General features: G+C 39.2%; 18 protein-coding genes. 9 read left to right on the top strand and 9 right to left on the bottom strand.

Annotation, left to right across the window (positions count from 1 at the left end; genetic code table 11):
* Nucleotides 1-113 precede the first annotated feature (113 nt).
* A complete protein-coding gene (locus AC07VK_RS17275; RefSeq protein WP_492962015.1) occupies nt 114-755 on the bottom strand; it encodes a GIN domain-containing protein in 642 nt (213 codons plus the stop codon).
* Between the two features lie 293 nt (nt 756-1048).
* On the opposite strand from AC07VK_RS17275, the gene AC07VK_RS17270 reads away from it, so the two are divergent.
* The 4 genes from AC07VK_RS17270 (at nt 1049) to AC07VK_RS17255 (ending at nt 5966) form a co-directional block, all read left to right on the top strand.
* Entirely contained in the window at nt 1049-3853 is a 2805-nt protein-coding gene (locus tag AC07VK_RS17270) for an outer membrane beta-barrel family protein (RefSeq protein WP_492962014.1), read from the top strand.
* 5 nt (nt 3854-3858) lie between these two features.
* Nucleotides 3859-4641, top strand: a complete 783-nt coding sequence (locus AC07VK_RS17265; RefSeq protein WP_492955895.1) for a GLPGLI family protein — start codon at nt 3859-3861, stop codon at nt 4639-4641.
* Between the two features lie 55 nt (nt 4642-4696).
* Nucleotides 4697-5266, top strand: a complete 570-nt coding sequence (locus tag AC07VK_RS17260) for a Crp/Fnr family transcriptional regulator (RefSeq protein WP_492955894.1) — start codon at nt 4697-4699, stop codon at nt 5264-5266.
* A gap of 265 nt (nt 5267-5531) precedes the next feature.
* On the top strand, nt 5532-5966 hold the full coding sequence (locus AC07VK_RS17255) for a carboxymuconolactone decarboxylase family protein (RefSeq protein WP_131029441.1): 435 nt from the start codon (nt 5532-5534) through the stop codon (nt 5964-5966).
* 111 nt (nt 5967-6077) lie between these two features.
* On the opposite strand, the gene AC07VK_RS17250 is transcribed toward AC07VK_RS17255, so the two are convergent.
* On the bottom strand, nt 6078-7262 hold the full coding sequence (locus AC07VK_RS17250) for a class I SAM-dependent rRNA methyltransferase (RefSeq protein WP_492962012.1): 1185 nt from the start codon (nt 7260-7262) through the stop codon (nt 6078-6080).
* A gap of 147 nt (nt 7263-7409) precedes the next feature.
* Entirely contained in the window at nt 7410-8420 is a 1011-nt protein-coding gene (locus AC07VK_RS17245; RefSeq protein WP_492955892.1) for a LacI family DNA-binding transcriptional regulator, read from the bottom strand.
* Between the two features lie 264 nt (nt 8421-8684).
* Here AC07VK_RS17245 and AC07VK_RS17240 point away from each other — a divergent pair, with 264 nt between their 5' ends.
* The 5 genes from AC07VK_RS17240 (at nt 8685) to AC07VK_RS17220 (ending at nt 17442) form a co-directional block, all read left to right on the top strand.
* Nucleotides 8685-11915 carry a SusC/RagA family TonB-linked outer membrane protein gene (locus AC07VK_RS17240; protein WP_492962009.1) on the top strand — a complete coding sequence of 1077 codons (3231 nt, stop codon included), beginning with the start codon at nt 8685-8687 and terminating at the stop codon, nt 11913-11915.
* Nucleotides 11916-11932: 17 nt separating this feature from the next.
* A complete protein-coding gene (locus tag AC07VK_RS17235; protein WP_492962007.1) occupies nt 11933-13777 on the top strand; it encodes a RagB/SusD family nutrient uptake outer membrane protein in 1845 nt (614 codons plus the stop codon).
* A 13-nt stretch (nt 13778-13790) separates the two neighbouring features.
* Nucleotides 13791-15437 (top strand): hypothetical protein, encoded by a 1647-nt coding sequence (locus AC07VK_RS17230; RefSeq protein WP_492962005.1) that lies wholly within the window; start codon nt 13791-13793, stop codon nt 15435-15437.
* Nucleotides 15438-15668: 231 nt separating this feature from the next.
* A complete protein-coding gene (locus AC07VK_RS17225) occupies nt 15669-16685 on the top strand; it encodes a pectinesterase family protein (RefSeq protein WP_492962003.1) in 1017 nt (338 codons plus the stop codon).
* A 16-nt stretch (nt 16686-16701) separates the two neighbouring features.
* Nucleotides 16702-17442, top strand: coding sequence for a rhamnogalacturonan acetylesterase (locus tag AC07VK_RS17220; protein WP_492962001.1), 741 nt, complete (start codon nt 16702-16704; stop codon nt 17440-17442).
* Nucleotides 17443-17648: 206 nt separating this feature from the next.
* Here the strand turns inward: AC07VK_RS17220 and AC07VK_RS17215 are convergent, their stop codons facing one another.
* The 6 genes from AC07VK_RS17215 to AC07VK_RS17190 all read right to left on the bottom strand — a co-directional run bounded on the left by AC07VK_RS17215 (nt 17649) and on the right by AC07VK_RS17190 (nt 25923).
* Complete coding sequence (locus tag AC07VK_RS17215; RefSeq protein ID WP_057930772.1) at nt 17649-19274, bottom strand: NADP-dependent glyceraldehyde-3-phosphate dehydrogenase; 1626 nt, start codon at nt 19272-19274, stop codon at nt 17649-17651.
* Nucleotides 19275-19391: 117 nt separating this feature from the next.
* On the bottom strand, nt 19392-20831 hold the full coding sequence (locus tag AC07VK_RS17210) for an MFS transporter (RefSeq protein ID WP_492953642.1): 1440 nt from the start codon (nt 20829-20831) through the stop codon (nt 19392-19394).
* A 22-nt stretch (nt 20832-20853) separates the two neighbouring features.
* The gene (locus tag AC07VK_RS17205; RefSeq protein WP_492961999.1) at nt 20854-21516 is read right to left on the bottom strand and encodes a bifunctional 4-hydroxy-2-oxoglutarate aldolase/2-dehydro-3-deoxy-phosphogluconate aldolase; all 663 of its coding nucleotides are present in this window, start codon (nt 21514-21516) and stop codon (nt 20854-20856) included.
* On the bottom strand, nt 21509-22564 hold the full coding sequence (locus AC07VK_RS17200) for a PfkB family carbohydrate kinase (RefSeq protein WP_492953644.1): 1056 nt from the start codon (nt 22562-22564) through the stop codon (nt 21509-21511). Before AC07VK_RS17200 ends, AC07VK_RS17205 begins: the two co-directional genes overlap by 8 nt.
* A 114-nt stretch (nt 22565-22678) precedes the next feature.
* Complete coding sequence (gene uxaC / locus AC07VK_RS17195) at nt 22679-24079, bottom strand: glucuronate isomerase (protein ID WP_492961997.1); 1401 nt, start codon at nt 24077-24079, stop codon at nt 22679-22681.
* A gap of 197 nt (nt 24080-24276) precedes the next feature.
* Nucleotides 24277-25923: a UxaA family hydrolase gene (locus AC07VK_RS17190; RefSeq protein WP_492953646.1), complete on the bottom strand. Its 1647-nt coding sequence runs from the start codon at nt 25921-25923 to the stop codon at nt 24277-24279.

Raw genomic sequence — 25923 nt, 5'->3', positions numbered from 1 at the left:
CTGCATTACAAATGCAGACCTCGTGGATCCTCGTTACAAACGAGGACCATCTTTTAAACTAAAAAAGCGCTGAACTTAAATTCAGCGCTTTTGTGGTAAAATATATGATGGAGTTAGAATAATTTTTCTAATAAAGATACCTGTATGTCGTCGTAACGAGATTTGTTGTTGTTTGCGAAAAGTGATTTTCTTGTTAGTCTGATACTGCTTTCCTGAGCGGTAAAACCGGCCATATTTATTTTAGATGCTACACCCATTACGGCTTGATGGAAGTCGGCAGTACCTTCTAATTTTAAGGATGCATCATCTTTTACATTTGTTGATAAATTAACGGTATTGGATTTAATATCTGCCGATGCATCATCATTTAAAACAATACTTAGGTTTAACAGGTTGAAATTTCCGGCAGTGCTTACACTTGCAGTATTTGAAGCCTCGATAGCGGTTAAATTATTGACGTGGGCAATTACAGTTAAGGTATTTTTATCGAAAGAACTAATTCTAAGTTCTTCTCCTTGTTGCTGCACCAGGGCATTTTTGGCATAATATCGATCATAAACTTCAACACTTTCTTTGGCATCCTGAACAAGGATCAATTTAACGTTTCCGGCTACTACAATTTTACCGATATTTTTAACCTGGGTTATCGCAGTATAATTTGCGTTGTTTTCTGTAGCGTTTGCTACTACTGTTGCGCTACTTAAAGTAACCATTACTAATGCAGCTGCGAATAAATTTTTAATAGAAGTTCTCATGACCTTAATATTTTTATGTTGTGATAAATATTTTGTTTAAATACCTAATTATTAGGCGGTTTTGTAATTAAGACTGCGGTTTATCAAAAACGTTTCAGCGAGTTTCCGGCTATTATACCATGCGCTTGTATTTATAGACAAACGGCTAATTAACCTATACGAAAAACGATTTGTTGTAAAACCCGAAAGATTAAAATGAATTGAGTATTAGGCAATAATGTTAAAAAAGGTTAAAGCATTATACACAACTAATATATTAGTTTTATATTCGGCAAACAAAACCAAATCTATCTATGAAACGCCTATTACTCTCGCTGTGCCTTTTTGTTTTTATCTCCACTTATTCGAAAGCACAAAGCCTCCATACCATTAAAGGCCGAACGATTGATACCGCATCGACAACGCTTTTATCAGGAACTTCTATCGCAGTTTTAAATGCAAAAGATTCTACATTGGTAAAATTTACCCGGGCAGCAGAAAATGGCTCATTTGAGCTTAGCGGAATTAAAAACGGAAAATTTATCTTATTGGTTTCTTACCCTAAGTATGCAGATTTTGTTGATCATTTTACGCTCGATTCTACCACTCAGGTTAAAGATTATGGAAAGATTAACCTTACCGGGATGGCCAAAATTCTTGCCGATGTAATTATTAAAGGAAACAGAAACGCCATAAAAATTAAAGGTGATACCACAGAGTTTGACCCCAAAGCATACAATATCGAACCAAACTCAAAGGTTGAGGACCTGATTAAACAATTCCCGGGCTTTCAGGTAGATAAAGATGGAAAAATTACGGCTCAGGGCAAAACAGTACCGAAGGTGTTGGTAGATGGTGAAGAATTTTTTGGCGACGACCCAACACTGGTAACTAAAAACCTGAGGGCAGATATGGTAGAATCTGTTCAGCTTTATGATAAAGCCAGCGATCAGGCTAGTTTTACAGGCATTGATGATGGCGAAAAAACCAAAACACTTAACATTAAACTTAAAGAAGATAAAAAGAACGGTTATTTCGGTAAAGTACAGGGTGGTTATGGCACAAAAGATTTTTATCAGGGTCAGGCCATGTTCAATAAATTTTGGGGTAAAAAGAAATTTTCAGCCTACGGCATTTTAGGAAATAATGGTACAGTAGGTTTAGGCTGGGATGACCGGGATAAATATGGAGCCTCTGGCGGCCTGACGATGAGCGATGATGGTGGAATGTATTTTAGTAGTGGAGGCGATGATTTTGATAGTTATGATGGGCGATATAATGGCCAAGGTTTACCCATAGCAAGAACCGGAGGCTTGCATTTTGATAACAAATGGAATAAAGATAAGGAATCGTTAAATACGAATTATAAAATTGGATCGATCAGGGTTCAGGGTAATAGAAATTCGATAAGCCAGAACAATTTGGAATCGGGAGTACAGAACAACAAATCAGATGAATCATTTGACAATGACATGTTCAGACAAAAACTGGATGCCATGTATGAGCTAAAAATCGATACTACCTTAACCATGAAGGTTAATGTTGATGGGGCATTGAAAAAAAGTAATACCTCAAATTATTTTGTAACCTCAACTTATGGTGAGAATGATAAATTCCTAAATTCATCAGACAGAACGCTAAGTAATGAGGTAGATGATCAAAGCTTTAACATGAACGTTTTATTTACTAAAAAACTGAAGAAAAAAGGGCGAACATTATCATTAAACTTAAATCAATCGATCAACAAAAGTAATAGTGAAGGGTACTTAAACTCCTTTAATAAAAGAGCGGATACGGTTGGGACAGGAACGATAGATAGTCTTACCAATCAATTAAAGACTAACGATGTAACAAATAGTGCCTTTAAGTTAAATGCAGCTTACACTGAACCCCTTTCAAAAACCTTAACTGTAATTATAAACTATGGTTTAAGCTTAATGAACGGAAAATCAGACCGCTTATCTTTTAATCAATCTGGTAGCGGTAGATATGATATTTTAGATACCCTTTACAGCAATAACTTCGAACTGAACCAGACTATCAATCAGGCTGGCGCAATTTTCAACTACAAAAAGGGTAAAACCATTATCAATTTTGGATCGAAATTTAGTGGGGTAAACTTTAAACAGGAAGATATTTACCACAACAGAACTTATGTAAGAAACTTTATTAATTATATGCCTCAGGCATCTTATCAATATCGTTTTTCTCAGCAAAAATCGTTTAGAATTAGCTATAACGGTAATACCAATCAGCCCTCGCTTGATCAACTTCAGCCGGTTAGGGTAAATAATGACCCGTTTAATGTTGTGGAGGGAAATCAAGACTTAAGGCCATCATTCAGAAGCAATATTAATGCGAATTATAACGCTTACAAGGTTTTAACCGATCAATCGGTTTGGTTAAGTGGCTCCTATAGCTTTACTGCAAATCCAATTATTAGTGATGTAACCACGAATGGTGTTGGTAAAAGCACCTACCGCTACATTAATTACAATGATAAAATGCAGACAAATTTTTATTTATATGGCCAGATAAGCAGGAAGATAAACGCGCTTGGCGAAATAAACGTAGGTTTAAATGTAGACGCAAATGGAAATTCTTCTTATAACTTTATTACCACCGATTTAGGCAGAACCTTAAATAATACTAAAAACTATACCTACAATGGGGGCATCAATCTTTCGAAATACAAAGATAAGAGTTATAGTTTTTATACCCGCTTTGGCCCATCGTATAATATGGCAAGAGCAAGTATTGGTAGGAATAGTGATGGCTGGGGATGGACTGGCTATGCTTCAGGCAATAAACAATTACCCGGGAAATTTGAAATATCTACAGATGCAGAATACCAGTACAACGGAAAAACACAAGTGTTAACTGAAAGTTTTGAGCGTCTGATCTGGAATGCATCATTAAGCAAAAAATTCTTCAAAGCAGAAAATTTAAGATTCTCCGCAACTGTAAATGATATTCTTAATCAGAATATCGGCTTTAATCGTTCTGCCAACAATACAACCATTAGCCAAAGCAGTTATACCACTATAAGACGGTATTTAATGTTCTCTGTATCATGGGATTTTAGCAAAATGGGTGGCGGTAGTAAAACACAAAAATAATTATCATGAAAACTACACTGAAATATATCATCTTATTTGCTGTTATTTTCATCAGCAAGAGCCTAATGGCTCAAAATATACACTTCGTACAAAATGGTGTAATCGAGTTTGAAAAAAGATCGAATATGTATGCCTTGATCAAAAAGAAGATTGATAAGGACAATGAAAGTTATATGAAAGAGGCTTTTGATCAATACAAAAAAAACAATCCTCAGTTTAAGATCGCTAAAAGTACCCTAAGCTTTAATAAGGATAAAAGCTTATATAAATGGCCAACGGTAGAAGAAACAATGAATAACAATTGGTTATCCTCTGATGTTCTGGCCGATTTAAAAAACACAGTTGCCACAAATTTTGATTCGCAAACCAGCACTACACAAAAAAATGTTTACGAGGATACTTATCTGATTAAGGATAGTGTGCGCAAAATTAACTGGAAAATTACCGACGAAACAAGAGAAATTGCTGGTTACGAATGCCGCAGGGCCAATGCCATCATTATGGATTCGGTTTATGTAGTAGCTTATTATTCAAATCAGATTGCAGTTTCAGGTGGTCCAGAATCGTTTACAGGATTACCTGGTATGATTTTAGGTTTAGCGCTACCCCACGAAAATGTAACCTGGTTTGCAACTAAAATAACAGAAGTTGCTGTGCCAGAGAAAGATTTAGCAGCGCCTACAAAAGGAAAGCCAACTGATAACAAAGGTTTAAAAGCCATATTACTTGGCGCGATGAAAAACTGGGGCGAATATGCGCATCCTATATATAAGGCTTTTTCACTTTAAGCTATTAATTCTGTTTTTATAATAATACCTATTTTAGCTAATCATTAGTATAGCTATGTATAGTGCACTTTATAACCACATCAAAAGATTTATAGATTTGAATAGCGATGAACAAGAAACCCTTGAGTTGCTACTCAAATCTTTTTCCGTTAAAAAGAAAGCTTTTTTATTAGAAGAAGGACAAACCTGCAGGGCGAATTATTTTGTAGTAAAAGGCTGCTTGAGGCTTTATTTCATTGATATAAAGGGCGCTGAGCAGACCACTCAGTTTGCCATCGAAAACTGGTGGATTACCGATCTAACCAGCTTTCTATTTCATGAGCAATCTGAATTTTATATCCAGGCTGCAGAAACCACCGAGGTGATTGCCATCGAACATCATCATTATGATGAAATGTTCCATAAACTCCCTAAGCTGGAAAGGTACTTCAGACTGATCTTGCAAAAAAACCATCAAGCTTCACAGCGGAGAATAAAATTCCTGTACAGCCAAACAGCAGAGGAAAGATACCGCCATTTTAATAGTTTATTTCCTGAGTTTGTACAGCGTGTACCACAGTATATGCTGGCTTCTTACCTTGGCTTTACCCCAGAATTTCTGAGTAAAATCAGGGCAAAGAAATAGTAGTTTGTTAACCGTAGAACGCACAGCGTTAGTCTCATTTAATGTGGGCCACGGAGACACAGAAAGGACGGATAAATATATACTGGTATCGAAAAAGAAAACAAATGACCAGTGAGGGTACAGACAATGGAAACACTCAGTGTTAATCGGTGCCTCCGTGGCAAAAAAATGTGCCCTTTATGTTAGCTAATCATTTCTTAAACTACATTAAGTTTTTTGCTCGTTAAGTTCCAGACCTTTACATCGTAATCAAAAAACAAATAAAATGGAAAGTAGAATTGATATCCCAAAAGTAGAACCTGCAGCTTACCAGGCAATGTACGGTTTAGAGAAATATTTATCAACCAGCAAGCTAGATCCAATTCTTTTAGAACTGATTAAAATGCGTGCATCGCAAATTAACGGCTGTGCATTTTGCTTAAATATGCACTCAACCGATGCCCGAAAAATAGGAGAAACCGAACAACGTTTGTATTTATTAAACGCCTGGAGAGAAACAACCTTATTTACGGCACAAGAAGAAGCTGTTTTAGCTCTAACAGAAGAAGTAACCTTAATTAGCCACCATGTTTCTGATGCAACTTATCAAAAAGCGGCAAGCTTTTTTAACGAGCAGGAATTAGCACAGATTATTATGGCTATAGTTACCATTAATGCCTGGAACAGACTGGCCATTACCGCTAAAGTGATGGTTGGCTAATTAGATTCCGCTTTCAGCTGAGCTCAAAGACACAATAACACTTGGTTATGTTTAAAATACCTTGGTGCTTTTGTGTCTTTGTGGTTTAAAGTAGATTGGTAGGGGATAAATTTATAGCACCCTTAACAACAATCCCTTTAAGTATTCTCCTTCCGGAAAAGAAATCCGAACCGGATGATCTTCTGGTTGGCAGAATTGTTTAATAATCTGAACTTCTTTGCCTGCATCAAGTGCCGCCCAGGCGATAATCTGTTTAAAGGTTTCGATATCAACTGCTCCTGAGCAAGAAAAAGTAGCCAATAAGCCTCCTTTTTCTAACAATAACATGCCTAAACGGTTTAAATCTTTATAGGCTCTTGCTGCGCGGTCTAATGCCGAACGCGATGGTGCATATTTAGGTGGATCGAGCACAATCACATCAAATAATGCTCCTGATTCTTTGAATGCCCTGAGCTGTTTATTTACATCTGATTGTATAGCGGTTACTTTATCCGGATTGAATTGGTTTAAGGCTACATTTTGTTTTAACGTTTCAACAGCGAGGCCCGAACTGTCAACACTGGTAATACTTGCTGCACCATTGGCCAAACTATTTAAGCTAAATCCACCGCTGTAACTAAAACAGTCTAAAACTTTTTTACCTTTTGTATAACTGGCTAAAATGTGTCTATTATCGCGCTGATCGCAATAAAACCCTGATTTTTGTCCTTCTGCGATATTGATGTTATAAATAATTTCATTTTCTTTTACCTCCAAAAATTCTGGCGGGTTTTCGCCCCAGAGCAACCCGTTTTCGATGGGTAAACCTTCGTGGGTACGAGCAGTGGCGTCACTTTTATCAAAGATCCCCCTTGGATTTAATTCGGTTTTTAAAATTTCTACGATTTCTGCTTTCACTTTTTCGATTCCTGAACTTAAAATCTGTAACGATAGAAAATCCGCATATTGATCAACAATTAAGCCTGGCAGAAAATCAGCTTCGCTAAAAACCAGTCGGCAGGTGTTGGTCTGTTCGCTTAAAATAAACTGACGTGAGGCGATTGCCTGTTTTAAACGGTTCTGATACCAGCGGTTATCAATAGTTTGCGCTTCGTCCCATTCTAAAAGACGAACAGCAACACGCGAATTGCTGTTAAAATAACCATAGGCCAGAAATTCATTATCGAAAGCAAAAACCTTTACTACATCACCATCTTCAGGTTTTCCTTTAACTTTTTCTAATGCTCCAGAAAATACCCATGGATGTCTTTGTAATGCTGCTTTTTCCTTACCCTTTTTTAATGTGATTTCTACCATGCTGCAAAGGTAATAATTTGTAGGGAGTTTGGCGTTGAGCGTTTGGCGCTAAGCGAAGGATGATAAGTTTAGAGTTGGAAGTTTAGCGTGCCGTGCATCAGCCGCATACTGCTAAACGCCTTGCACAAATCGCCAACCGCTTGGCGCTCACCGCTTCTTCACCAGCTCAGTATCCAAAACCTTGGTTTCAAACTCAGTTACTGGTCTTTTGGCTTCTATCATCGAGATTAACAGTTCTGTGGCCACCTGTCCCATTTCGAATGCTGGTTGTTTAACCGAGGTTAGGGAAGGCGAAAATAATTCGACTAAGTTTGAATTTGTAAAACCTGCAATCGCAATTTTATGTGCCACTTCTGGATTGGTTTTCTTCAACGCCATAATGCAGCCTGTGGTTAAGCGGTCGCTCGAAATAAAAATTCCATCTGGTTGTAGGGGTAAAAGTTCTTTAACTGCCTGTTCTAGTTCTGCGCTGTGCATACCACCATGCTGGCAATATTTAACGAGTTCAGGCCTAAATTCGATATGATATTTAACCAAAGCAGCTTTATAACCTTCTAACCTTTCTTTTGTTATCGAAAGGTTTTCTGAATTGGTTAAATGGGCAATGGTTCTTTTTCCTGATAAAATAAGATGTTCTGTGGCATCAAAAGAGCCTTTAAAATTATTCGCGATTACTTTATGGGTTTCAAAATCCTTGGGCACACGATCAAAAAAAACAATTGGTAAGCCCTTAGCGTACAGATCTCTTAAATAATCAATATCCTGCGTTTCCGAAGAAAGTGCAATTAATAAACCATCAATAGAACGTGATGCAAGGTGCTCAACATTCAGTTTCTCCTGTTTGTAAGATTCGTGACTTTGAGAGATGATGACGTGATAATCTTTATCATAAGCAATTGATTCAATGCCATTTATCACCTGAGAAAAAAAGTTGTTGGCAATTTCGCTCACAATAATGCCGATAGAATAGCTACGGCGCTCCTTTAAACTTCTGGCGATTGGATTAGCGCGGTAATTAACCTTTTCGGCATAAGCTAAAACCAGTTTTTTGGTTTCCTCACTAATTTCGTAACGGTCTCTTAAAGCCCTTGAGACTGTTGAAGTTGACAGTCCTAATGCTTTAGCAATATCCTTTATGGTAGATGTTTCAAATCTCATTTTCGTAATGCGTACAAGTTACAAAAAATATCTCTTTAAGGGGATTAGATGAACAACATTAATAAACGTCGTATCTACGTTTTTGGGAACGTTTGCACAGTTTTTTAGTTAAATCTGGTTTCAATTGCTTTTTAGTTTGTAAAATTGTTACATCAACGTAACCAAATATAAACTAACTATAACATCCCGAAATAGAATTATATTCTATCTGCAAGCGATTGCAGCATCGTAAAAAACCAAATTACTTTAAATAAATAAATAACTATGAGCAGAGTTTTACTCTTTTTAGCACTTCTCTCTTTTTTTGGATTATCTGTTGCTCGAGCACAAAACAGACAATTAACAGGAACTGTAAAGGATAAATCTGATGGGCAGCCACTAATAGGCGTGAGTGTATCGATAAAGGATTCGAAAATTGGAGCGAGTACTGATGCGAATGGAGTTTACAAAATTACCATTCCGGCCAAAGGTGCTACCCTAATTTTTACCTATGTAGGTTATAAAACAAAAAATGTTGCTGTAGGAGAGCAAAATAAAATAGATGTAACACTTGAAGAAGATGCCAACACTTTACAAGAGGTTACCGTAAACATCGGTTATGGCTCGGTGCGTAAAGAAGCCTTAACCGGCTCAGTGTCTTCCATTACCGGAAAAGATATTGATCAGTTCCCGGTTAGTACCGCAGCGCAGGCTTTGGCGGGTAAACTGGCAGGTGTATCGGTTACCACTACAGAAGGAAGCCCAGGCGCCGAAGTGGTAATTAAAGTACGGGGCGGTAGTTCCCTTACCGGTGATAATTCTCCCCTTTATATTGTAGATGGGATCCAGGTAGAAAATGCATTGTCTATTTTATCGCCAAACGAGATTCAATCTATTGATGTTTTAAAAGACGTGGCATCAACATCGATTTATGGTAGTAGAGGTGCTAATGGAGTGGTTATCATTACCACAAAAAGCGGTAAAAAAGGAAGACCGATTGTTTCGTTTGACGCTTATGCGGGTGCGCGGCAGATTGTAAACGAGCTGGATGTAATGAATCCTTATGAGTTTATCAAATATCAATATGAACTGTATAACAACAACACCAATCAGGATGTAAAAGATACTTTTACCAAAAAATATGGCACTTTTGAAGATCTGGACATTTACAAAAATATTCCAAATATCGATTGGCAGGACAAAGTTTTCGGCCGTCAGGCATGGAGCAATACCGAAGTTTTAAATCTATCAGGCGGTACTTCTAAAACCACTTACAATGTTTCGGTAAATAATACAAAAGAAGATGGCATTATGCTTAATTCTGGTTATAGGAGAACTTTTGCTTCGATGCGTTTAGACCATAAATTTTCAGACAAATTCAGGGTAGGTTTAAATGCACGCTACAGCCGTCAACGTATTGATGGTGTGGGTACAAGCGCTACAGGCTCGCAAGGTACCAACCGTTTAAGAAACTCGGTGCGTTATCAGCCCTACTCTGGCGGAAGCGATTCTGGCGATTTATTCGATGCGGACTATTTAACTACCGGATTAACCAATCCAATTACTTTGGCCAACCAGGAATTGAAATATGATTACCGCAACGATTTAATTTCGAGCGGTTATGTACAATATTCGATTCTTAAAAACTTAACGATAAAGAGTACCGTTGGTTACAACCGAACTAACAGGCACGTTAATACTTTTAATGGCCCGGTAAGTAACGTAGCCAGGAACAATGCGGGTTTACCTGCTATCCAACTGGACACGGTTGCCCAAAAATCTTTTATCAATACCAACACCATTAACTATAAACCAAATTTGGGTAAAGACCATAGTTTAGATTTATTGGTCGGCCAGGAAATCAATATGGTCGATATCGATTCGAGAACAACGGTACTTAAATTTTTACCCATCAACATCTCTCCTGATGATGCTTTTGTGAGCAGTGCTCCGGCGAATACCATTCAGGACAGGCCAACCTCACTAATTTCTGGTACCAGACAATTTTCGGTATTTAGCAGGGCCTCTTACGGTTTTAAAAACAAATACCTGGCCACTGTAAACTTCAGAACAGATGCTTCTTCATTATTTGCAGCAGGTAAACAATGGGGTTATTTTCCATCGGCACAGGTTGCCTGGAGGGTAACGGAAGAGAAATTTGTAAAAGACATGAACCTTGATTGGTTAGATAACTTTAAAGTTAGGTTTAGCTATGGTGCAGCTGGGAACAACCGCATCGGTCAGGATTTATTTAGAACATTATTTTACCTAAGCTCTACCACTGGTGGTTATGCCGATACAGATGGTTCAGTATCAACAGGATTAATTTCGGGTACCGCCACAGGAAATATTTTATCTAACCCAAACATTACCTGGGAAACCAACATTTCTAAAAACCTGGGTATTGATATTGATTTATTTAAAAACAAGTTATCGCTTAATTTAGACTATTACGACAACAGAACAAAAAACCTACTATTAAATGCAAATGTGCCACAAACTACGGGTTATGCTACACAACAGCAAAATGTGGGTAAAACCCAAAATACTGGTTTCGAACTGCAATTGAATTATCAGGCCGTTAAATCCAAAAACTTCAGCTACAATACCAGTTTCAATATTTCATTCAACAAGAACAAAATTGTCGAACTGCAAAACGGTGTAAGTTCTTATATCACACAATCAGGCTGGGTAAACAGTCTGGGCGATTTTAAAGTCGAAGTAGGCCAGCCGGTTGGTCAGTTTTATGGTTTTGTTTCTGATGGGCGCTATACTGTTGATGATTTCACTTACGTCCAAAACACAACTACTGGTGCTTATACCTATACACTTAAGCCAACTGTTGCAAATAGCAGGGTATTATTGGGTAACCGTGATCCTCAGCCAGGCGACATGAAGGTTCAAAAATTATCCTCTTCATCAAGTATGATGATCGGGGATGACGACAGGACGGTTTTAGGCACATCGCAGCCGAAATTCACTGGCGGTTTTAACAACCAGTTTGCCTATAAAAACTTCGATTTAACCGTATTTGTAAACTTTAGCTACGGAAGCAAGGTGTACAACGCCAACAAAATAGAGTTTACTTCACAGTACAATGTTAAAGACAACAATTTACTTGCCGTGATGAACGATCGTTGGCAGAACTTTGATGCCAATGGTGTAAAGGTAACAGATCCGGCATTATTGACTTCCATGAATGCCAATACTTCCCTATGGACACCAACAGGAGGAAACTATGCTTTAACTTCTTATGCGATTGAAAATGGCTCGTTTTTAAGAATCAGCAACGTAACACTAGGCTATAGCTTACCACAAAGTTTAATTAAAAAAACTGGTTTTATTTCCAAATTAAGGGTTTATGGAACAGTTAATAATCTTTACACCATCACGGGCTATACCGGTTACGATCCTGAAGCAAACACCCGCAGATCAAACCCACTTACTCCGGGTATAGATTATGCAGCTTATCCGCGCAGCAGATATATCCTTGCTGGTATTAATATGGTATTTTAACCTCAACATTAAAGAAAATGAACAATAAATTTATAAAATCGGCTTTAATGGTAATTGCTGTTGGAGCATTGAGCATAACTACTTCTTGTAAAAAATATTTAGATGTACAATCACCATCAACTTCCAGTCCGGATGTTGTTTTTGAAAGTACAGCCAATACCAATGCGGCAATTATTGCAGTTTACAACCGTCTTTGTGGCGATAATGGTTATGGAAGCCGCATATCTACACTATTTGGGTTAACCGCCGATGATTTTAAAACCTCGGGGAGTTATAGTTCTTCTGACCGTAGGGGAATCAGCATGTATGGTGCAAGTTCAGACAATACCGATCTGATCAACCCATTTTTACAATTATATGCAGGCGTAGAGCGTGCAAACATCTGTATCAAATTTATTCCGGCCTCTAGTCTTTATACCAACGGTTCTGAGGCTGACAAAACGATTATGAAACGCTATTACGGTGAAGCTTTAACATTAAGAGCACAATTTCTTTATGAATTGATCCGTAACTGGGGTGATGTTCCTGCGTCTTTCGTGCCTTCAGCAGATGCCGAAACATTGTATGGCCCAAATGTAGACCGCAATAAAACCTATGATCGGATCATCGCGGATTTAAAAATGGCTGAGGACCTGGTGCCATGGAGAAGCGGAATCACAGAATACGGCAGTTTCCGTTATACCAAAGGTGCAATTAAAGGCTTAAGGGCCCGTATTGCTTTAGCCAGAGGCGGTTATTCGTTAAGATCGGCCAACCATACCATGGAACGCAGTGCTGATTATTTAACTTATTATAAAATTGCTTTTGATGAGTGTTTGGATATTATGAACCACCGTTCGGAACATAGCCTGAATCCGGTTTATGAAAATGTATTTAAGACATTGCATACCACAACCCGCTATGATGACGCACACGAACTGATGTTTGAAGTGGCTGCTTTTGGCGGTAACGCTTCTACTGATAGTAAATTAGGTTATTATAATGGTATCCGTTTTAACTCTGCTTCAACTTTTGGTTCAGGTGGCGGTGGGATGAATGCTATCCCCACTTACTTTTATGAATTTGATGTCACCAAAGACTGCCGCAGGGATGTAACCATCGGCGTTTTCGAAATTACCGCAACATCAAAGAAAATTATCAATACCCTGTTTAACATGACGGATGGAAAATTCCGTAAATCATGGACAACTTTTAACAACTCTTCTGCTGCTCAAACTTTTGGGGTAAACTGGCCAATGTTACGTTTTGCCGATATACTGTTAATGTATGCAGAAGCTGATAATGAAATTAACGGAGCACCATCGGCCACAGCAGTTAATGCCTTGCAGGAAGTACAAAAACGTGCCTATGCTGGTTTTGAAGGTCAGATCCCGGTAACACCAATGGATAAAAACGGCTTTTTTACTTCTATTGTGAAAGAAAGGTTGTTGGAATTTGGAGGGGAGGGTATCCGTAAATATGATTTAATCCGCTGGAATTTATTGGGCAGTAAATTTGAAGAAACACGCACTAAAATACGTGCTTTAATTGCAGGAACCGGCGATTATACCAGTGTACCGAATTATGTTTATGCCAAAGAGGGAAATTACCTGTTGGGAACGAGCGTAAACGAAGTAGCCACACTCGATCTCTATGGTGGTGTACCAAATAATGTGTTTGCCTCGCCAGGATTAAACACTTCAACAGCCCCGAGCGGTTATACCACTAAAAACTGGAGAAAGGCTGTTACAGAAGAAAACTCCATAACTAGCACTTCAACAGGAATTGCTTTTTACTTCGAAGCAAATAAAAAGGAACTTTTCCCATATCCTAAAACAACATTGATCGAAAATCCGAGTATGGCTCAAAACTTTGGTTATTAACTAGATATTAATTATGAAAACATTTATAAATCAATTGGGGTTTAAATTCGTCGTTTTATTATTGATGGTTGTAATAATTTCTTCTTGTAAAAAGGAAGAAGATGTTCCAACAGAACCTGCGCGGATATTTAAGCCAAGCGATGTAAAAATTACCGCTGGCGAAACTTCTGCGAAATTAACCTGGACAGTTCCATTAATGTCGACAGGTAAAACCTTTAAATACAGTATCGATTTCTCTACAGATTCGCTGTTTGCTACTGTAAATTACACCACTACAGCCGATACGGCCGGTGTAACTGTAACTGAAGAGAATTTAGCGGTAAGAACCAAATATTATGCAAGGGTTAAAGCCAACGCAACCGAAAGTCAGCCTGAATCGAAATACATACGAAGCGGTGCTTTTCAGTTAACCGGAATTCAACTTTTTACGGCCATCAGAGATAACGAAATTAAAGAGAATAACATTACACTGCGTTATATCCCAACCGTTGGTTTAACATCCATGGTTTTAACCCCTGAAAGCGGAACGGCAACCACGGTAACCTTGAGTACGACTGATGCCTCGGCTGGATTAAAAGCCATAGCAGGATTAATAGCAGGAACAAAATATACTGCCGAACTGTTTGCAGGAACGAAAAGCAAAGGGATTGCCACTTTTACCACCCTTGCACCAACTACCTATACGGTAAAATTAAATCCTGGCGATGACCTGGCAGCTGCAATAGCGAGCGCAACAAATGGCGCAATTATCGGTTTAAACCCAGGCACCTATACCTTGTCGGCAACCACTTTCATCACCCAAAAAACCATTACCATAAAATCAACATCAGGCAACCCAACCGATACAAAGGTAAATTATAGGGAAATTGATTTAGAGGGCACAGGAGCAGGTGTAACCCTTTCAGGCATCGAGTTTGATGGAACAGCCAGTGCATCACTTTATTTCATTAATTTTATTGGCACACAGGCATCCAATGGTGCAGCAGCAACTTTTACCAATGTGGTGGTAGATAACTGTATTGCGCACGGCTCTGTAACGTCGTTTTTAAGAGGTGATAGAGGCACAGCCGCCCGCGATTTTAAAATCACAGGTATTACGGTTAATAATTCGATTGTTTACGACATGGGCTTAAATGGCTCATCTGCTTATTATACTTTCCACGTAAATAAAATGCAGTTTAATACCCTTACCATATCTAAATCTACTTTTTACAATGCTGGTCCGGGTCTGGTTACTGCAAGCACCACTTATGCAGGAGATGTGATCCCAACAGTTGCCATCACGAATTCGACATTTAATGGTTTTGGCGGCAATGCTAAATACGCGCTGTTAGATGCAAATGCAAACCCGATCAACTTTACCATTTTGAACAGCATTTTTGCTAATACACCAAAATCTGGTACGGTTAACGCTGCTGCCATTAGGGGCACAGGTGCAGGAAGTACATTGAAGATTTCTAACAGTAATTACTTCAACCTGTTCAGCGCCCTAACAGGCGGAACAGCACTAACCTTTGGAACAGCCACTTTAGCCAGTAATCAATCAATCAATACAGGCTGGACAGCCACAACAGCTGATTTTACTTTAGCTGTAGGTTCGCCTTTAAGAAGTGCAGGAAGCACCGGAGGCCCAATCGGCGATCCAAGGTGGACATACTAACAAAATTATAGGGTAGGTTTTAATCTGCCCTTTTTTAATGAACTTTATTCAGGGTTGGTATTTAATAGGTTCCAAATAAGAATCGTCATCTCGACCGGAGCATCGCGAAGTGGAGAGATCTGCCTCGATAGATCTCTCGGCTACGTTGCACTCCGCTCGAGATGACGGCTTTTGGGTAATGACAATCCAGGAGTTATTAATTAAAATTAAATTCAGATCTTAACTGACCAAATGACAAGAATATCCTACTTCAAGCTGATCACGCTACTCCTCTTCAATATATCCTTTCTTTATCTACGTGCCCAGGATCCCAAATATCCTTCTGAAATAACCGTTGCACAAGATGGCAACGGAAATTACAAAACCATTCAGGAAGCCATCAATTCAGTGAGGGATTTAGGCGAAAAAGAAATTAAAATTCACGTTAAAAATGGCACATACAAGGAGAAACTGATTATTCCATCATGGAAAATCAGGATTTCGATTATCGGAGAAGATGTCGAAAAAACCATTATTACCTTTGGTGATTATTCAGGAAAGCCAAATCCTCTGGGTAATGATGCTTTTGGCAATCCCAAGTTCAGCACCTATACCTCATTTACCGTACTGGTTCAGGGAAATGATATCCATTTCGAAAATTTAAGCATTATCAATTCGTCTGGGCGCGTTGGGCAAGCTGTAGCCTTACACGTAGAAGGTGATCGTTTTTTAGCAAAAAACTGCAGGTTTTTGGGCAATCAGGATACGCTTTATGCAGCGATCGAAAATAGCCGGCAATATTATCAGGACTGTTATATCGAAGGCACAACCGATTTTATTTTCGGTAAAGCGACAGTGGTATTTCAAAATTGTACCATCAAAAATCTAAGCGATTCTTATGTTACCGCTGCCTCAACTTCGGCGCAGCAAAAATTCGGATTTGTTTTTATAAATTGTAAGCTCATTGCAGATGAAACTGTAACAAAAGCTTATCTCGGCAGGCCTTGGCGACCTTATGCAAAAACGGTATTCATTAGCTGCAATCTGGGCAAACATATTTTACCCGAAGGTTGGAATCCCTGGAAAGGCGACCTGATGTTCCCAAATAAGGAATTGACCGTTTTTTATGCAGAATATAAAAGTAAGGGCGATGGCGCGTCGCCTAAAACGAGGTTGCCCTGGACAAAACAATTAACAGATAAAGAGGCAAAAAACTATACTTTAAAAAATATATTAGGTGGAACGGATCAATGGAATCCAGCTAAATAAAATAACTGATAAAAACATGAACAAAAATTTCTTTAAAATTTTGGCGGCAGGAATAATAGCCGTTTTATTTTCTTTTACATGCATACAAAAGAAAACAAAACTCTATATCATTGGCGACTCTACCGCAGCAAATAAAGAAGAAAAGGCCTATCCGGAAACAGGCTGGGGCATGGCATTACAGTCTTATTTCAAGGCTGATGTTACCGTTGATAACCGGGCTTTGAACGGAAGGAGTACAAAATCTTTCAGGGCAGAGAAACGCTGGGACCCAATATTGGCTCAGTTAAACCCGGGCGATTATGTTTTCATCGAATTCGGACATAACGATGAGAAAGTTGATAAACCAGCTGTCGGTGTATCCTTAGCCGATTTTAAGATCAACCTGGTTAACTACGTAAAAGAAACCAGAAGCAAAAAAGCATTCCCTGTTTTACTTACACCAATTTCGCGCAGAAGTTTTAAAAATGGGGTTCTAATGGATTCACATGGTGATTATCCGCGTATAACCCGCCAAGTAGCTGATTCGTTAAATGTACCACTGATTGATATGCTGGTGAAAACCGAAAGTCTGTTAAACCGCCTGGGTGAAGAACCATCCATCAAATTATTCAATTATGTTGATTCGGGAAATGTGAACTACCCAAATGGCAAGAAAGACAATACACATTTAAGCCCGGAGGGAGCCAAACAGATTGCCGGTTTAGTGGTGAAAGGGATTAAAGAGTTAAAGTTGAGTTTGGTAAAGAGTTTGAAGTAAAATACGGCAGGAATCGTCCTCGTTTGCAACGAGGATGTATGAGAATAGCGATTAAATCGCCGAGATGTAATTACAATACCTCGCAATTACAAATGCGGCACTCAGTAATCCTCGTTACAAACGAGGACTATAATACATGATAAAAGCCGCAAATTCATAGATTTTTAATCTGCGAATCTGCGGCTTAGTTTTTGTAAAACTTTTAATTAGAAAATATACTTCGTACTTAAGAAGTTCGAATCATCACCTTTAACAATTTCGTTCAATAACTTTTTATTGTCATCTGTAAATTTGGTTGCTACCAACGAACGGATCGAGAACGAACGCAATGCATCCACTACAGAAAGCGTTCCTTCAGCACTGTCTTTACGACCAGTAAAAGGGAAAGCATCAGGTCCTCGCTGACATTGGCAGTTGATATTTACACGACTTACCTGGTTAACCAAAGGATCGATCAATGAAGAAATTACCGCAGCGTTATTGCTAAAAATACTCACCTGCTGGCCGTGTGGCGAACCAATTAGATATTCGATAGGTTCTTCCAGATCATCAAACGGAACAACAGGAACAATAGGACCAAACTGCTCTTCGCGGTATAGTTTCATATTGCTGTTTACCGGATACATAATGGCTGGATAAACGAAAGTTTCTAAGGTTTGTCCGCCATTCTTATTGATCACTTTAGCGCCGTGCGAAACTGCATCATCAATACATTCTTTTAAATATTCAGGCTTGTTCAGCTCAGGCAGCGGTGTAAGGTTTACGCCTTTCTCCCATGGCATACCAAATTTCAGTTTCTCTACCTCGGCAGATAACCGTTTTAAAAACTCCTGTGCCAAACTGCGGTGAACATAAACGATTTTAATCGCAGTACAACGCTGTCCGTTAAAAGAAAGCGAACCTAAAACAGTTTCAGAAACCGCTAAATCAAGATTGGCATCTTTAGTAATGATTGCAGCATTTTTAGCATCCAAACCTAAAATTGCCCTTAAGCGGTTTACTTTAGGATGCAGTTTTTTCAGTTCGTTGGCTACTTTACTCGATCCGATTAAAGTAAGTACATTAATTTTTCCCGATTTCATTAGTCCAGGCACAATGGTATTGCCGCGGCCATAAATGGTATTTACAACACCTTTAGGGAAGCTGGAACGGAAAGCCTCTAATAAAGGATAATGTAATAAGGTACCGTGTTTAGGTGGTTTGAATAAAAGCGTATTGCCCATAATCAAAGCGGGGATAAGCGTAGTAAAAGTCTCGTTTAAGGGATAATTGAACGGCCCCATACAAAGCACCACACCTAAGGGAGAACGGCGCACCTGGGCAACAATTCCCTGCTCAATTTCAAAACGCGACGATTGCCTGTCGATATCTTTCAGTGCATCGATAGTTGCGTAGATATACTCAACTGTCCGGTCGAATTCTTTAACCGAATCGGCATACGATTTCCCGATTTCCCACATAATCAATTTCGCAACAATTTCTTTTTGCTCAATCATTTTATGGGTGAAGTTTTCTACGCAGCTAATCCGATCGGCAACGCTCATGGTCGGCCATTGGCCGCGGCCGTTATCATATGCAGCTACGGCTGCATCTAAAGCTTCTGTCGACTCTTTTTCTGTACAAACAGGGAAACTACCGATACGTTTTCGTTTTAAGCCTTCAGGGGTTTTTACGCATACAGGAGAAAACACTTCATTAAATGGTCCATTCCATGGTTTCATCTCTCCATTTGAAAGAAACTCTTTTTGATTGATTTCTTCCTTGAGCCTAAATTCATCTGGAATCTGGCTCTCTTCAACGAAAATACTTTCGAGGTTTAGCGATGTACTCAATTTGGGGTTGTTGTTAGGGTTGAATTAATGTTAAGTCTATAGTTTAAGTATAGATTTACTGTTATAAAAAGACCGGGTATCAGGATTGTTTATGCTCCTTAAGCCTCGGCCTTTAAATTATTTTAGTTCGATAACTTTATATTTTGGCACTAAGGTTTTCATTACTGTCCAGCCGATGAGGTAACATACCGCACAGATAGAGAAGATAATAAAATAACCTGCTTCTTCACCTTTAAAACCCATAAAAACAATCTCGTTTTTGCCTGTATAATCAAACAATAAACCAGAGCCTTTATTGATAATGAAGGAGCCTAAGCCGCCTGCCATACCACCAATACCCGTAATGGTGGCAATTGCCTTTTTGGGAAACATATCGCCTACGGTTGAAAATATATTTGCCGACCATGCCTGGTGAGCGGCACCTGCAATACCGATAATGATTACCGGAATCCAATAGGTAATGTGTCCCAAAGGTTGCGCTGCTAAGGCTAAAAGCGGGAAAAACGCAAAGATCAACATCGCTCTCATTCTACCCTCATACGGATTCATGCCTTTTTTATCAACAAAATAAGTTGGCAACCACCCACCAATAATAGACAGTAAGGTTATCATGTAAAGCACAAATAAGGGAAGGGCACTTTGCGTAGAATCCATTCCATAAACCGATTTCAGATATGCTGGTGTCCAGAATAAAAAGAACCACCAAACCCCATCAGTCATAAATTTACCAAAAGCAAAAGCCCAGGTTTGTTTATATTTAAAACAGTCGATAAAAGAAACTTTTTCTTTAGTCTCTTCTACATAATCAGCCAATTTACGGTCGTTGATCACATCCTGCTGAATATAAGCCAATTCTTCAGGACTAACCCTTTTATGCAATTCTGGTTTATTGTACACAAATACCCATAATCCCATCCATACAAAACCCAGTGCACCGATAATGATGAACGACATTTCCCATCCATAGGCTTTTGCAATAAAAGGAATGGTAATCGGTGCAGCTAGTGCACCTACAGTAGCGCCTGCATTGAAAATACTGGTTGCAAATGCCCTGTCTTTTTTAGGGAAGTACTCGGCCGTGGCTTTAATCGCGGCGGGAAAATTTCCTGCCTCTCCAACAGCCAATACAAAACGGGCAAAAATAAACAGGGTAACACTTACCGAAACGATTAATCCGGTATCGTTAACACGGGCAATAACTTCTTTAGCCCCTTCGAATCCTACAAACCAGTTTCCATTGATAATCCCAGCTGTAGCGATACCACAGAAAGCATGTAAACAGGCGCCAACAGACCACACGCCTATTGCCCACAAAAAGCCTTTTTTGGTATCGAGTTTATCAACCAAACGACCCGCAAAAAGCATCGATATTGCATAGAAAATAGAGAACAGGGCCGTAATATTTCCATAATCATTATTATCCCAATGAAATTCTGGTTTAATAAAATCTGTCCAGGTTAACGAAAGTACCTGTCTATCTAAATAATTTATGGTCGTAGCTAGAAATAACAGCAAACATATGGTCCATCTGTATTTGCTTGTTTTGGGTTGGTTCATTTGGTTAGGGTGTGTTAAATTTTTATTTGCTCTGCTGAATTAACTCAAGCGCTAATTTTGTATTGTCGAATAACTCCTCGTAAAGACCTTTGCTCATCACCTCTTTACTGATTAATTTGCTGCCCATACCTACGGCACAAACGCCTGATTTAAACCAGGTTTTTAGGTTGTCGGCATTAATTTCTACACCACCGGTTGGCATAAATAACTGTCCGGCAAAAAGATCTTTAATTGATGAAATAAATTCAGGGCCTAAAATATTGGCGGGGAAAATTTTGATCAGCATGGCTTTGTGCTCTTGTGCAACGCTGATTTCGGTCGGCGTCATACAACCCGGGATCCAAAGCATGCCAATTTTGTTTGCAATTTCAGCAACTGCCGGATTTATAATCGGTGCCACAATAAAATCTGTTCCAGCTTCGATAAATGCATGTGCATCTGCAGGCGTTTTAATGGTTCCGATACCCAAATAAAGATCTGGCATCTCTGCATCACGGATTTCTTTCAACTTTTTAAAGTTCGGAAGGGCCGATTTGCCCCGGTTGGTATATTCGAAAACACGAACACCGGCTTTATACAAAGTACGTAATATTTCTACGCTACCCGATTCGCTATCCTGGTAAAAAAGGGGTAACATGCCCTGCTCTAAAATGGCATCTAAAATTTTGTGCTTGTTGCTAATCATTGCGTATTATTCTTTTTTCTATATCGGCTACAGTACTGGTTGTAGCATCGCTTGGAATGTATAATTTATCGTATGCTGCTGCGGTGGCAAAATTCAAGGTTTCTTTGGCCGATAATTGGTTGTAAAAGCCATAAATTAGGCCAGCCATAAAACAATCGCCACTACCCACTTTATCTAAAATTTCTTCTGAAACATATTCTTCAGAAACTGTTAATTCATCAGCGGTATAAATTGCAGTATAATACCTTATACCTTTACCATGATCGAACCTGAAAGTATTTGCAACCGCCTTACAAGACGGAAACAAACTTAATATTTCTTTAGAAGTATCTGTTGCCTGTTGCAGTAACGTTTCCTTTGCATAACCCTCAGTTGGTATTAAATCTTCGTGAAGTGCAGTGCCCAACATTTTATTGGCCGCCCATACATTACCCATAATCAGGGTGCAATATTGAGCCAGTTGAGGCAAAACATCAATCGGATCTTTACCATACTTCCAAAGCTTGGCACGATAGTTTAAATCGAGCGAAATGGTAATATTTTTCGCACTTGCCACTTTTAAAGCTTCTAAGCAAACATCAGCAATAGATTGATTTATTGCCGGGCATATGGCACTAAAATGAAACCAGCCCACACCATCGAAAACTTCATCCCAGTTAATCTGTCCAACTTTTAAATCCGCATAGGCCGAATTTGCCCTGTCGTAAATTACGCCTGCATTTTTTAGGTCTTTCCCTTTCGGAAGATAATATAAACCCAAACGCTCGCCATGGTAAACCATTGGTGTGGTATCGATGTTCCTTGCATCCAGATAATCTACAATTTCACGGGTTACCGAATTATCCGGCACAGCCGATAAGTAAGTTGAAGGAACATTCCAAAGTGCCAGTGCCGTTGCTACATTCAGCTCTGCACCGCCAACATAAAATGGCAGTTTATTTTCTTTTAACCACTGGCCATCCATATCCGGACAGATGCGCAAAAGTATTTCACCAAAGCTTAAAACTTTTTCTCCTTTTTTTGATGAAGCGAATATTTGGATGCTCATTTTTGTATCTAATCGGCGTATTTCATGCTGTTTTCTGCAACGGTATGAAAATGGAAGGAAAACGATTGAAATGATTTGATTCCAACGAAATACCTCTTTAAAGCCCTATTTTGGTTAAAATTTAAAGTAATTTTTTGCGTTAAAGTACGAAATATCCTGAACAATTTTACCAACCCACTCCAAGTCGTTAGGTAATTCGCCGTTCTCAATGTCTTCTCCAAAGAGGTTACAAACGATCCTTCTGAAATATTCGTGACGGGGAAAAGAAAGGAAGCTGCGCGAATCGGTAAGCATACCCACCAAACGGCTTAAAAGCCCCATGTTTGATAATGCATTTAATTGTTTGATCATACCATCTTTTTGGTCTAAAAACCACCATGCCGAACCGAATTGCACTTTACCCGCAACCGAACCATCGTTAAAGTTTCCGATCATGGTTGCAATTAATTCATTATCGGCTGGGTTAAGGTTATAAATAATGGTTTTTGCCAGTTTATCTTGATTATCCAAACGGTTTAAGAATTTAGAAAGCATTCGGGCCTGGCTAAAATCGCCGATCGAATCCCAACCGGTATCTGGGCCTAATTGCCTTAACATCCGGGCATTGTTGTTACGCAATGCGCCTAAATGATATTGTTGTACCCAACCTTTTTCATGATCCCATTCTGCAAAATAAACCAGCATAGCCGATTTAAATTTCAGGTTTTCCTCGTAAGAAATATGTTGTTTACTGCGAATTTTATCAAAAATTGATGCAATTTCTGCTTCTGTATAGTCTTCGGCGTAAATCTGTTCTAAACCATGATCAGAAACTGAACATCCATTTGCCGCAAAGTAATCGTGACGGCTTTTTAAAGCATCGATATAATCCTGGAAGCTGCTGATTGTTTTATCTACAACGCTTTCTAATTTGTTGATATACTCGTTTAAACCTTCAATATCGTCACTATTCATCGCTTTATCCGGGCGGAAAGCCGGTAACATTTTAAGGTTTGCACCCTCTCTCGCCAATTGTTGGTGATAGTTTAAGCTATCCAAAGGATCATCGGTAGTGCAAACAGCTTCTACGTTCATTTTAGCTAACAAACCGCGTACGGAGTACTCAGGTGTTTGCAGTTTTGCAGAACATTCATCGAAAATTTTCTGTGCCGTTTTACCCGAAAGCAGGTCGTTTATGCCGAAATAACGCTGAAGCTCTAAATGTGTCCAGTGGTATAAAGGATTACGTAAAGTATAAGGAACAGTTTCTGCCCATTTTTCAAATTTTTCATAATCTGATCCGATACCGGTAATGTATTTTTCATCAACACCGTTGGCACGCATGGCTCTCCATTTGTAATGATCGCCCGCAAGCCAAACCTGGCTGATGTTTGCAAACTGCGTGTTATTGGCAATCTGCTCTGGAATAAGGTGATTATGGTAGTCGATAATCGGCAATGATTTTGCAAAATTGTGATAAAGCTTTTCGGCGGTTTTGCTTTGCAAAAGAAAATTTTCGTCTAAAAAAGATTTCATGCTATGTGATTTGAGACATTAGATAATGGATTTGAGATGATCTAAACGTCCTTCTATTAATTTTTTATTTATATAATAATATTTGTCCCGTCCCCGGTCTGTGTCCCCACAAACCGGAACTCAATTTACGCTTTACTCGCTTGGTGGTCTTTGGGTACACAGACCACGGCGAAAGACTTGAGACTTATGACTCACGACTAAAGGCTCACCCCCCGTTTCCATGGAATAAAATCATCCTGATTAAGCAACACCGCTTTAGGAATTACTTCGCCACTGGCTGCTTTAATGCAATATTCCAAAATGTCTTCTCCCATTTGCTCGATGGTTTTTTCGCCTTCGATTACCGGCCCGCAATTGATATCGATAATATCGCCCATACGTTTGGTTAATGCATTATTGGTTGAAACCTTAATGGTTGGGCAAACCGGGTTTCCGGTAGGTGTACCCAAACCTGTAGTAAACAAGATTAAGGTTGCTCCAGACGCTGCTTTTCCTGTCGTGGCTTCCACATCGTTTCCAGGAGTACAAACCAAGTTCAATCCTGGTTTTGTAGCGGGCTCAGTATAATCCAAAACATCTTCAACCGGCGATGTTCCGCCTTTTTTGGCTGCACCAGTACTCTTAATCGCATCGGTAATTAAACCATCTTTTATATTTCCAGGCGATGGATTCATGAAAAACCCAGAGCCTACATTTTCTGCAGATTGATTGTAAGCAGTCATCAATTGGATAAATTTACGTGCTGCGGTTTCATCTTTGGTACGGTCGATTAACTGTTGCTCTGCGCCGCAAAGCTCAGGGAACTCGGCAAGAAGTACAGTACCGCCTAAAGCCACCAATAAATCAGACGTATAGCCTACTGCCGGATTAGCACTAATTCCACTAAAACCATCGCTACCACCACATTTAACACCTAAAACCAGTTTGCTTAACGGAGCAGGCTGACGTTCGATATTATTGATTTCAGTTAAACCGATAAAAGTTTTTCGAATCGCTTCTTTCACCAATTGCTCTTCGCTTTGCGATTGTTGCTGCTCAAAAATGAATAAAGGTTTATCAAAGTTTGGACTGCGGTGTTTTAAATCGTCCATAAAATCTTTAACCTGTAGGTTCTGGCAGCCTAAACTCAATACGGTTACACCGGCAACGTTAGGGTGATCGGCATATGCGGCCAATAACTTACTTAACACAGCAGCGTCCTGGCGGGTACCACCGCAACCACCCTGATGGTTTAAGAATTTAATACCGTCAACATTTTTAAAAACACGGTTGGCCGTTGGGTTTGCCTGTCCGATAGAACTTGGATCGGCCTCAGCTAAAATTTCACCATTTTTATAAGCCTCAACCAGTTGGTGGGCATAAGATTTGTATTTATCAGTTACGGCATAGCCCAATTCATTGTGCAAAGCCTCACGGATCACATCCAGATTGCGGTTTTCGCAGAAAACGGTCGGAATAAACAACCAATAATTTGCAGTTCCCACGCGGCCATCACTACGGATATAACCGTTAAAAGTTCTGCCTTCAAATTTAGAAACATCAGGTGCATGCCATTCGTAATGATACGGGCGGAATTCGTATGGATCAGAAGCATGTTTAGTATTTTCGGTATCCATTAAACCACCTTTTAGGATGAAATGCTGCGCTTTCCCCACCAGCACGCCATACATAATAATGTGATCACCCGCGTTCATATCCTGCATAAAAAACTTATGCTTAGCCTGGATATCATCCTGTAAAATATATTCCTGCCCATCGTAAATAACGGTTTCGCCTTTTGCCAGGTTTTGCAGGGCAACAAGCACATTATCGTTAGGATGGATTTTTAAAATTCTAGTAACCAT

It is taken from the genome of Pedobacter sp. GW821-FHT01D05 (assembly GCF_059422505.1).
The sequence above is the reverse complement of the archived record's forward strand: the minus strand, read 5'-3'. Positions and strand labels throughout refer to the sequence as shown.

What these genes read in the sequence shown, in the direction of transcription:
- AC07VK_RS17205 (WP_492961999.1), bottom strand. Translation starts at nt 21,516, where the DNA reads ATGATTAGCAACAAGCACAAAATTTTAGATGCCATTTTAGAGCAGGGC.
- AC07VK_RS17255 (WP_131029441.1), top strand. Translation starts at nt 5,532, where the DNA reads ATGGAAAGTAGAATTGATATCCCAAAAGTAGAACCTGCAGCTTACCAG.
- AC07VK_RS17225 (WP_492962003.1), top strand. Translation starts at nt 15,669, where the DNA reads ATGACAAGAATATCCTACTTCAAGCTGATCACGCTACTCCTCTTCAAT.
- AC07VK_RS17270 (WP_492962014.1), top strand. Translation starts at nt 1,049, where the DNA reads ATGAAACGCCTATTACTCTCGCTGTGCCTTTTTGTTTTTATCTCCACT.
- AC07VK_RS17275 (WP_492962015.1), bottom strand. Translation starts at nt 755, where the DNA reads ATGAGAACTTCTATTAAAAATTTATTCGCAGCTGCATTAGTAATGGTT.
- AC07VK_RS17190 (WP_492953646.1), bottom strand. Translation starts at nt 25,923, where the DNA reads ATGGTTACTAGAATTTTAAAAATCCATCCTAACGATAATGTGCTTGTT.
- AC07VK_RS17230 (WP_492962005.1), top strand. Translation starts at nt 13,791, where the DNA reads ATGAAAACATTTATAAATCAATTGGGGTTTAAATTCGTCGTTTTATTA.
- AC07VK_RS17260 (WP_492955894.1), top strand. Translation starts at nt 4,697, where the DNA reads ATGTATAGTGCACTTTATAACCACATCAAAAGATTTATAGATTTGAAT.
- uxaC (WP_492961997.1), bottom strand. Translation starts at nt 24,079, where the DNA reads ATGAAATCTTTTTTAGACGAAAATTTTCTTTTGCAAAGCAAAACCGCC.
- AC07VK_RS17250 (WP_492962012.1), bottom strand. Translation starts at nt 7,262, where the DNA reads ATGGTAGAAATCACATTAAAAAAGGGTAAGGAAAAAGCAGCATTACAA.
- AC07VK_RS17200 (WP_492953644.1), bottom strand. Translation starts at nt 22,564, where the DNA reads ATGAGCATCCAAATATTCGCTTCATCAAAAAAAGGAGAAAAAGTTTTA.
- AC07VK_RS17220 (WP_492962001.1), top strand. Translation starts at nt 16,702, where the DNA reads ATGAACAAAAATTTCTTTAAAATTTTGGCGGCAGGAATAATAGCCGTT.
- AC07VK_RS17210 (WP_492953642.1), bottom strand. Translation starts at nt 20,831, where the DNA reads ATGAACCAACCCAAAACAAGCAAATACAGATGGACCATATGTTTGCTG.
- AC07VK_RS17245 (WP_492955892.1), bottom strand. Translation starts at nt 8,420, where the DNA reads ATGAGATTTGAAACATCTACCATAAAGGATATTGCTAAAGCATTAGGA.
- AC07VK_RS17265 (WP_492955895.1), top strand. Translation starts at nt 3,859, where the DNA reads ATGAAAACTACACTGAAATATATCATCTTATTTGCTGTTATTTTCATC.
- AC07VK_RS17240 (WP_492962009.1), top strand. Translation starts at nt 8,685, where the DNA reads ATGAGCAGAGTTTTACTCTTTTTAGCACTTCTCTCTTTTTTTGGATTA.
- AC07VK_RS17235 (WP_492962007.1), top strand. Translation starts at nt 11,933, where the DNA reads ATGAACAATAAATTTATAAAATCGGCTTTAATGGTAATTGCTGTTGGA.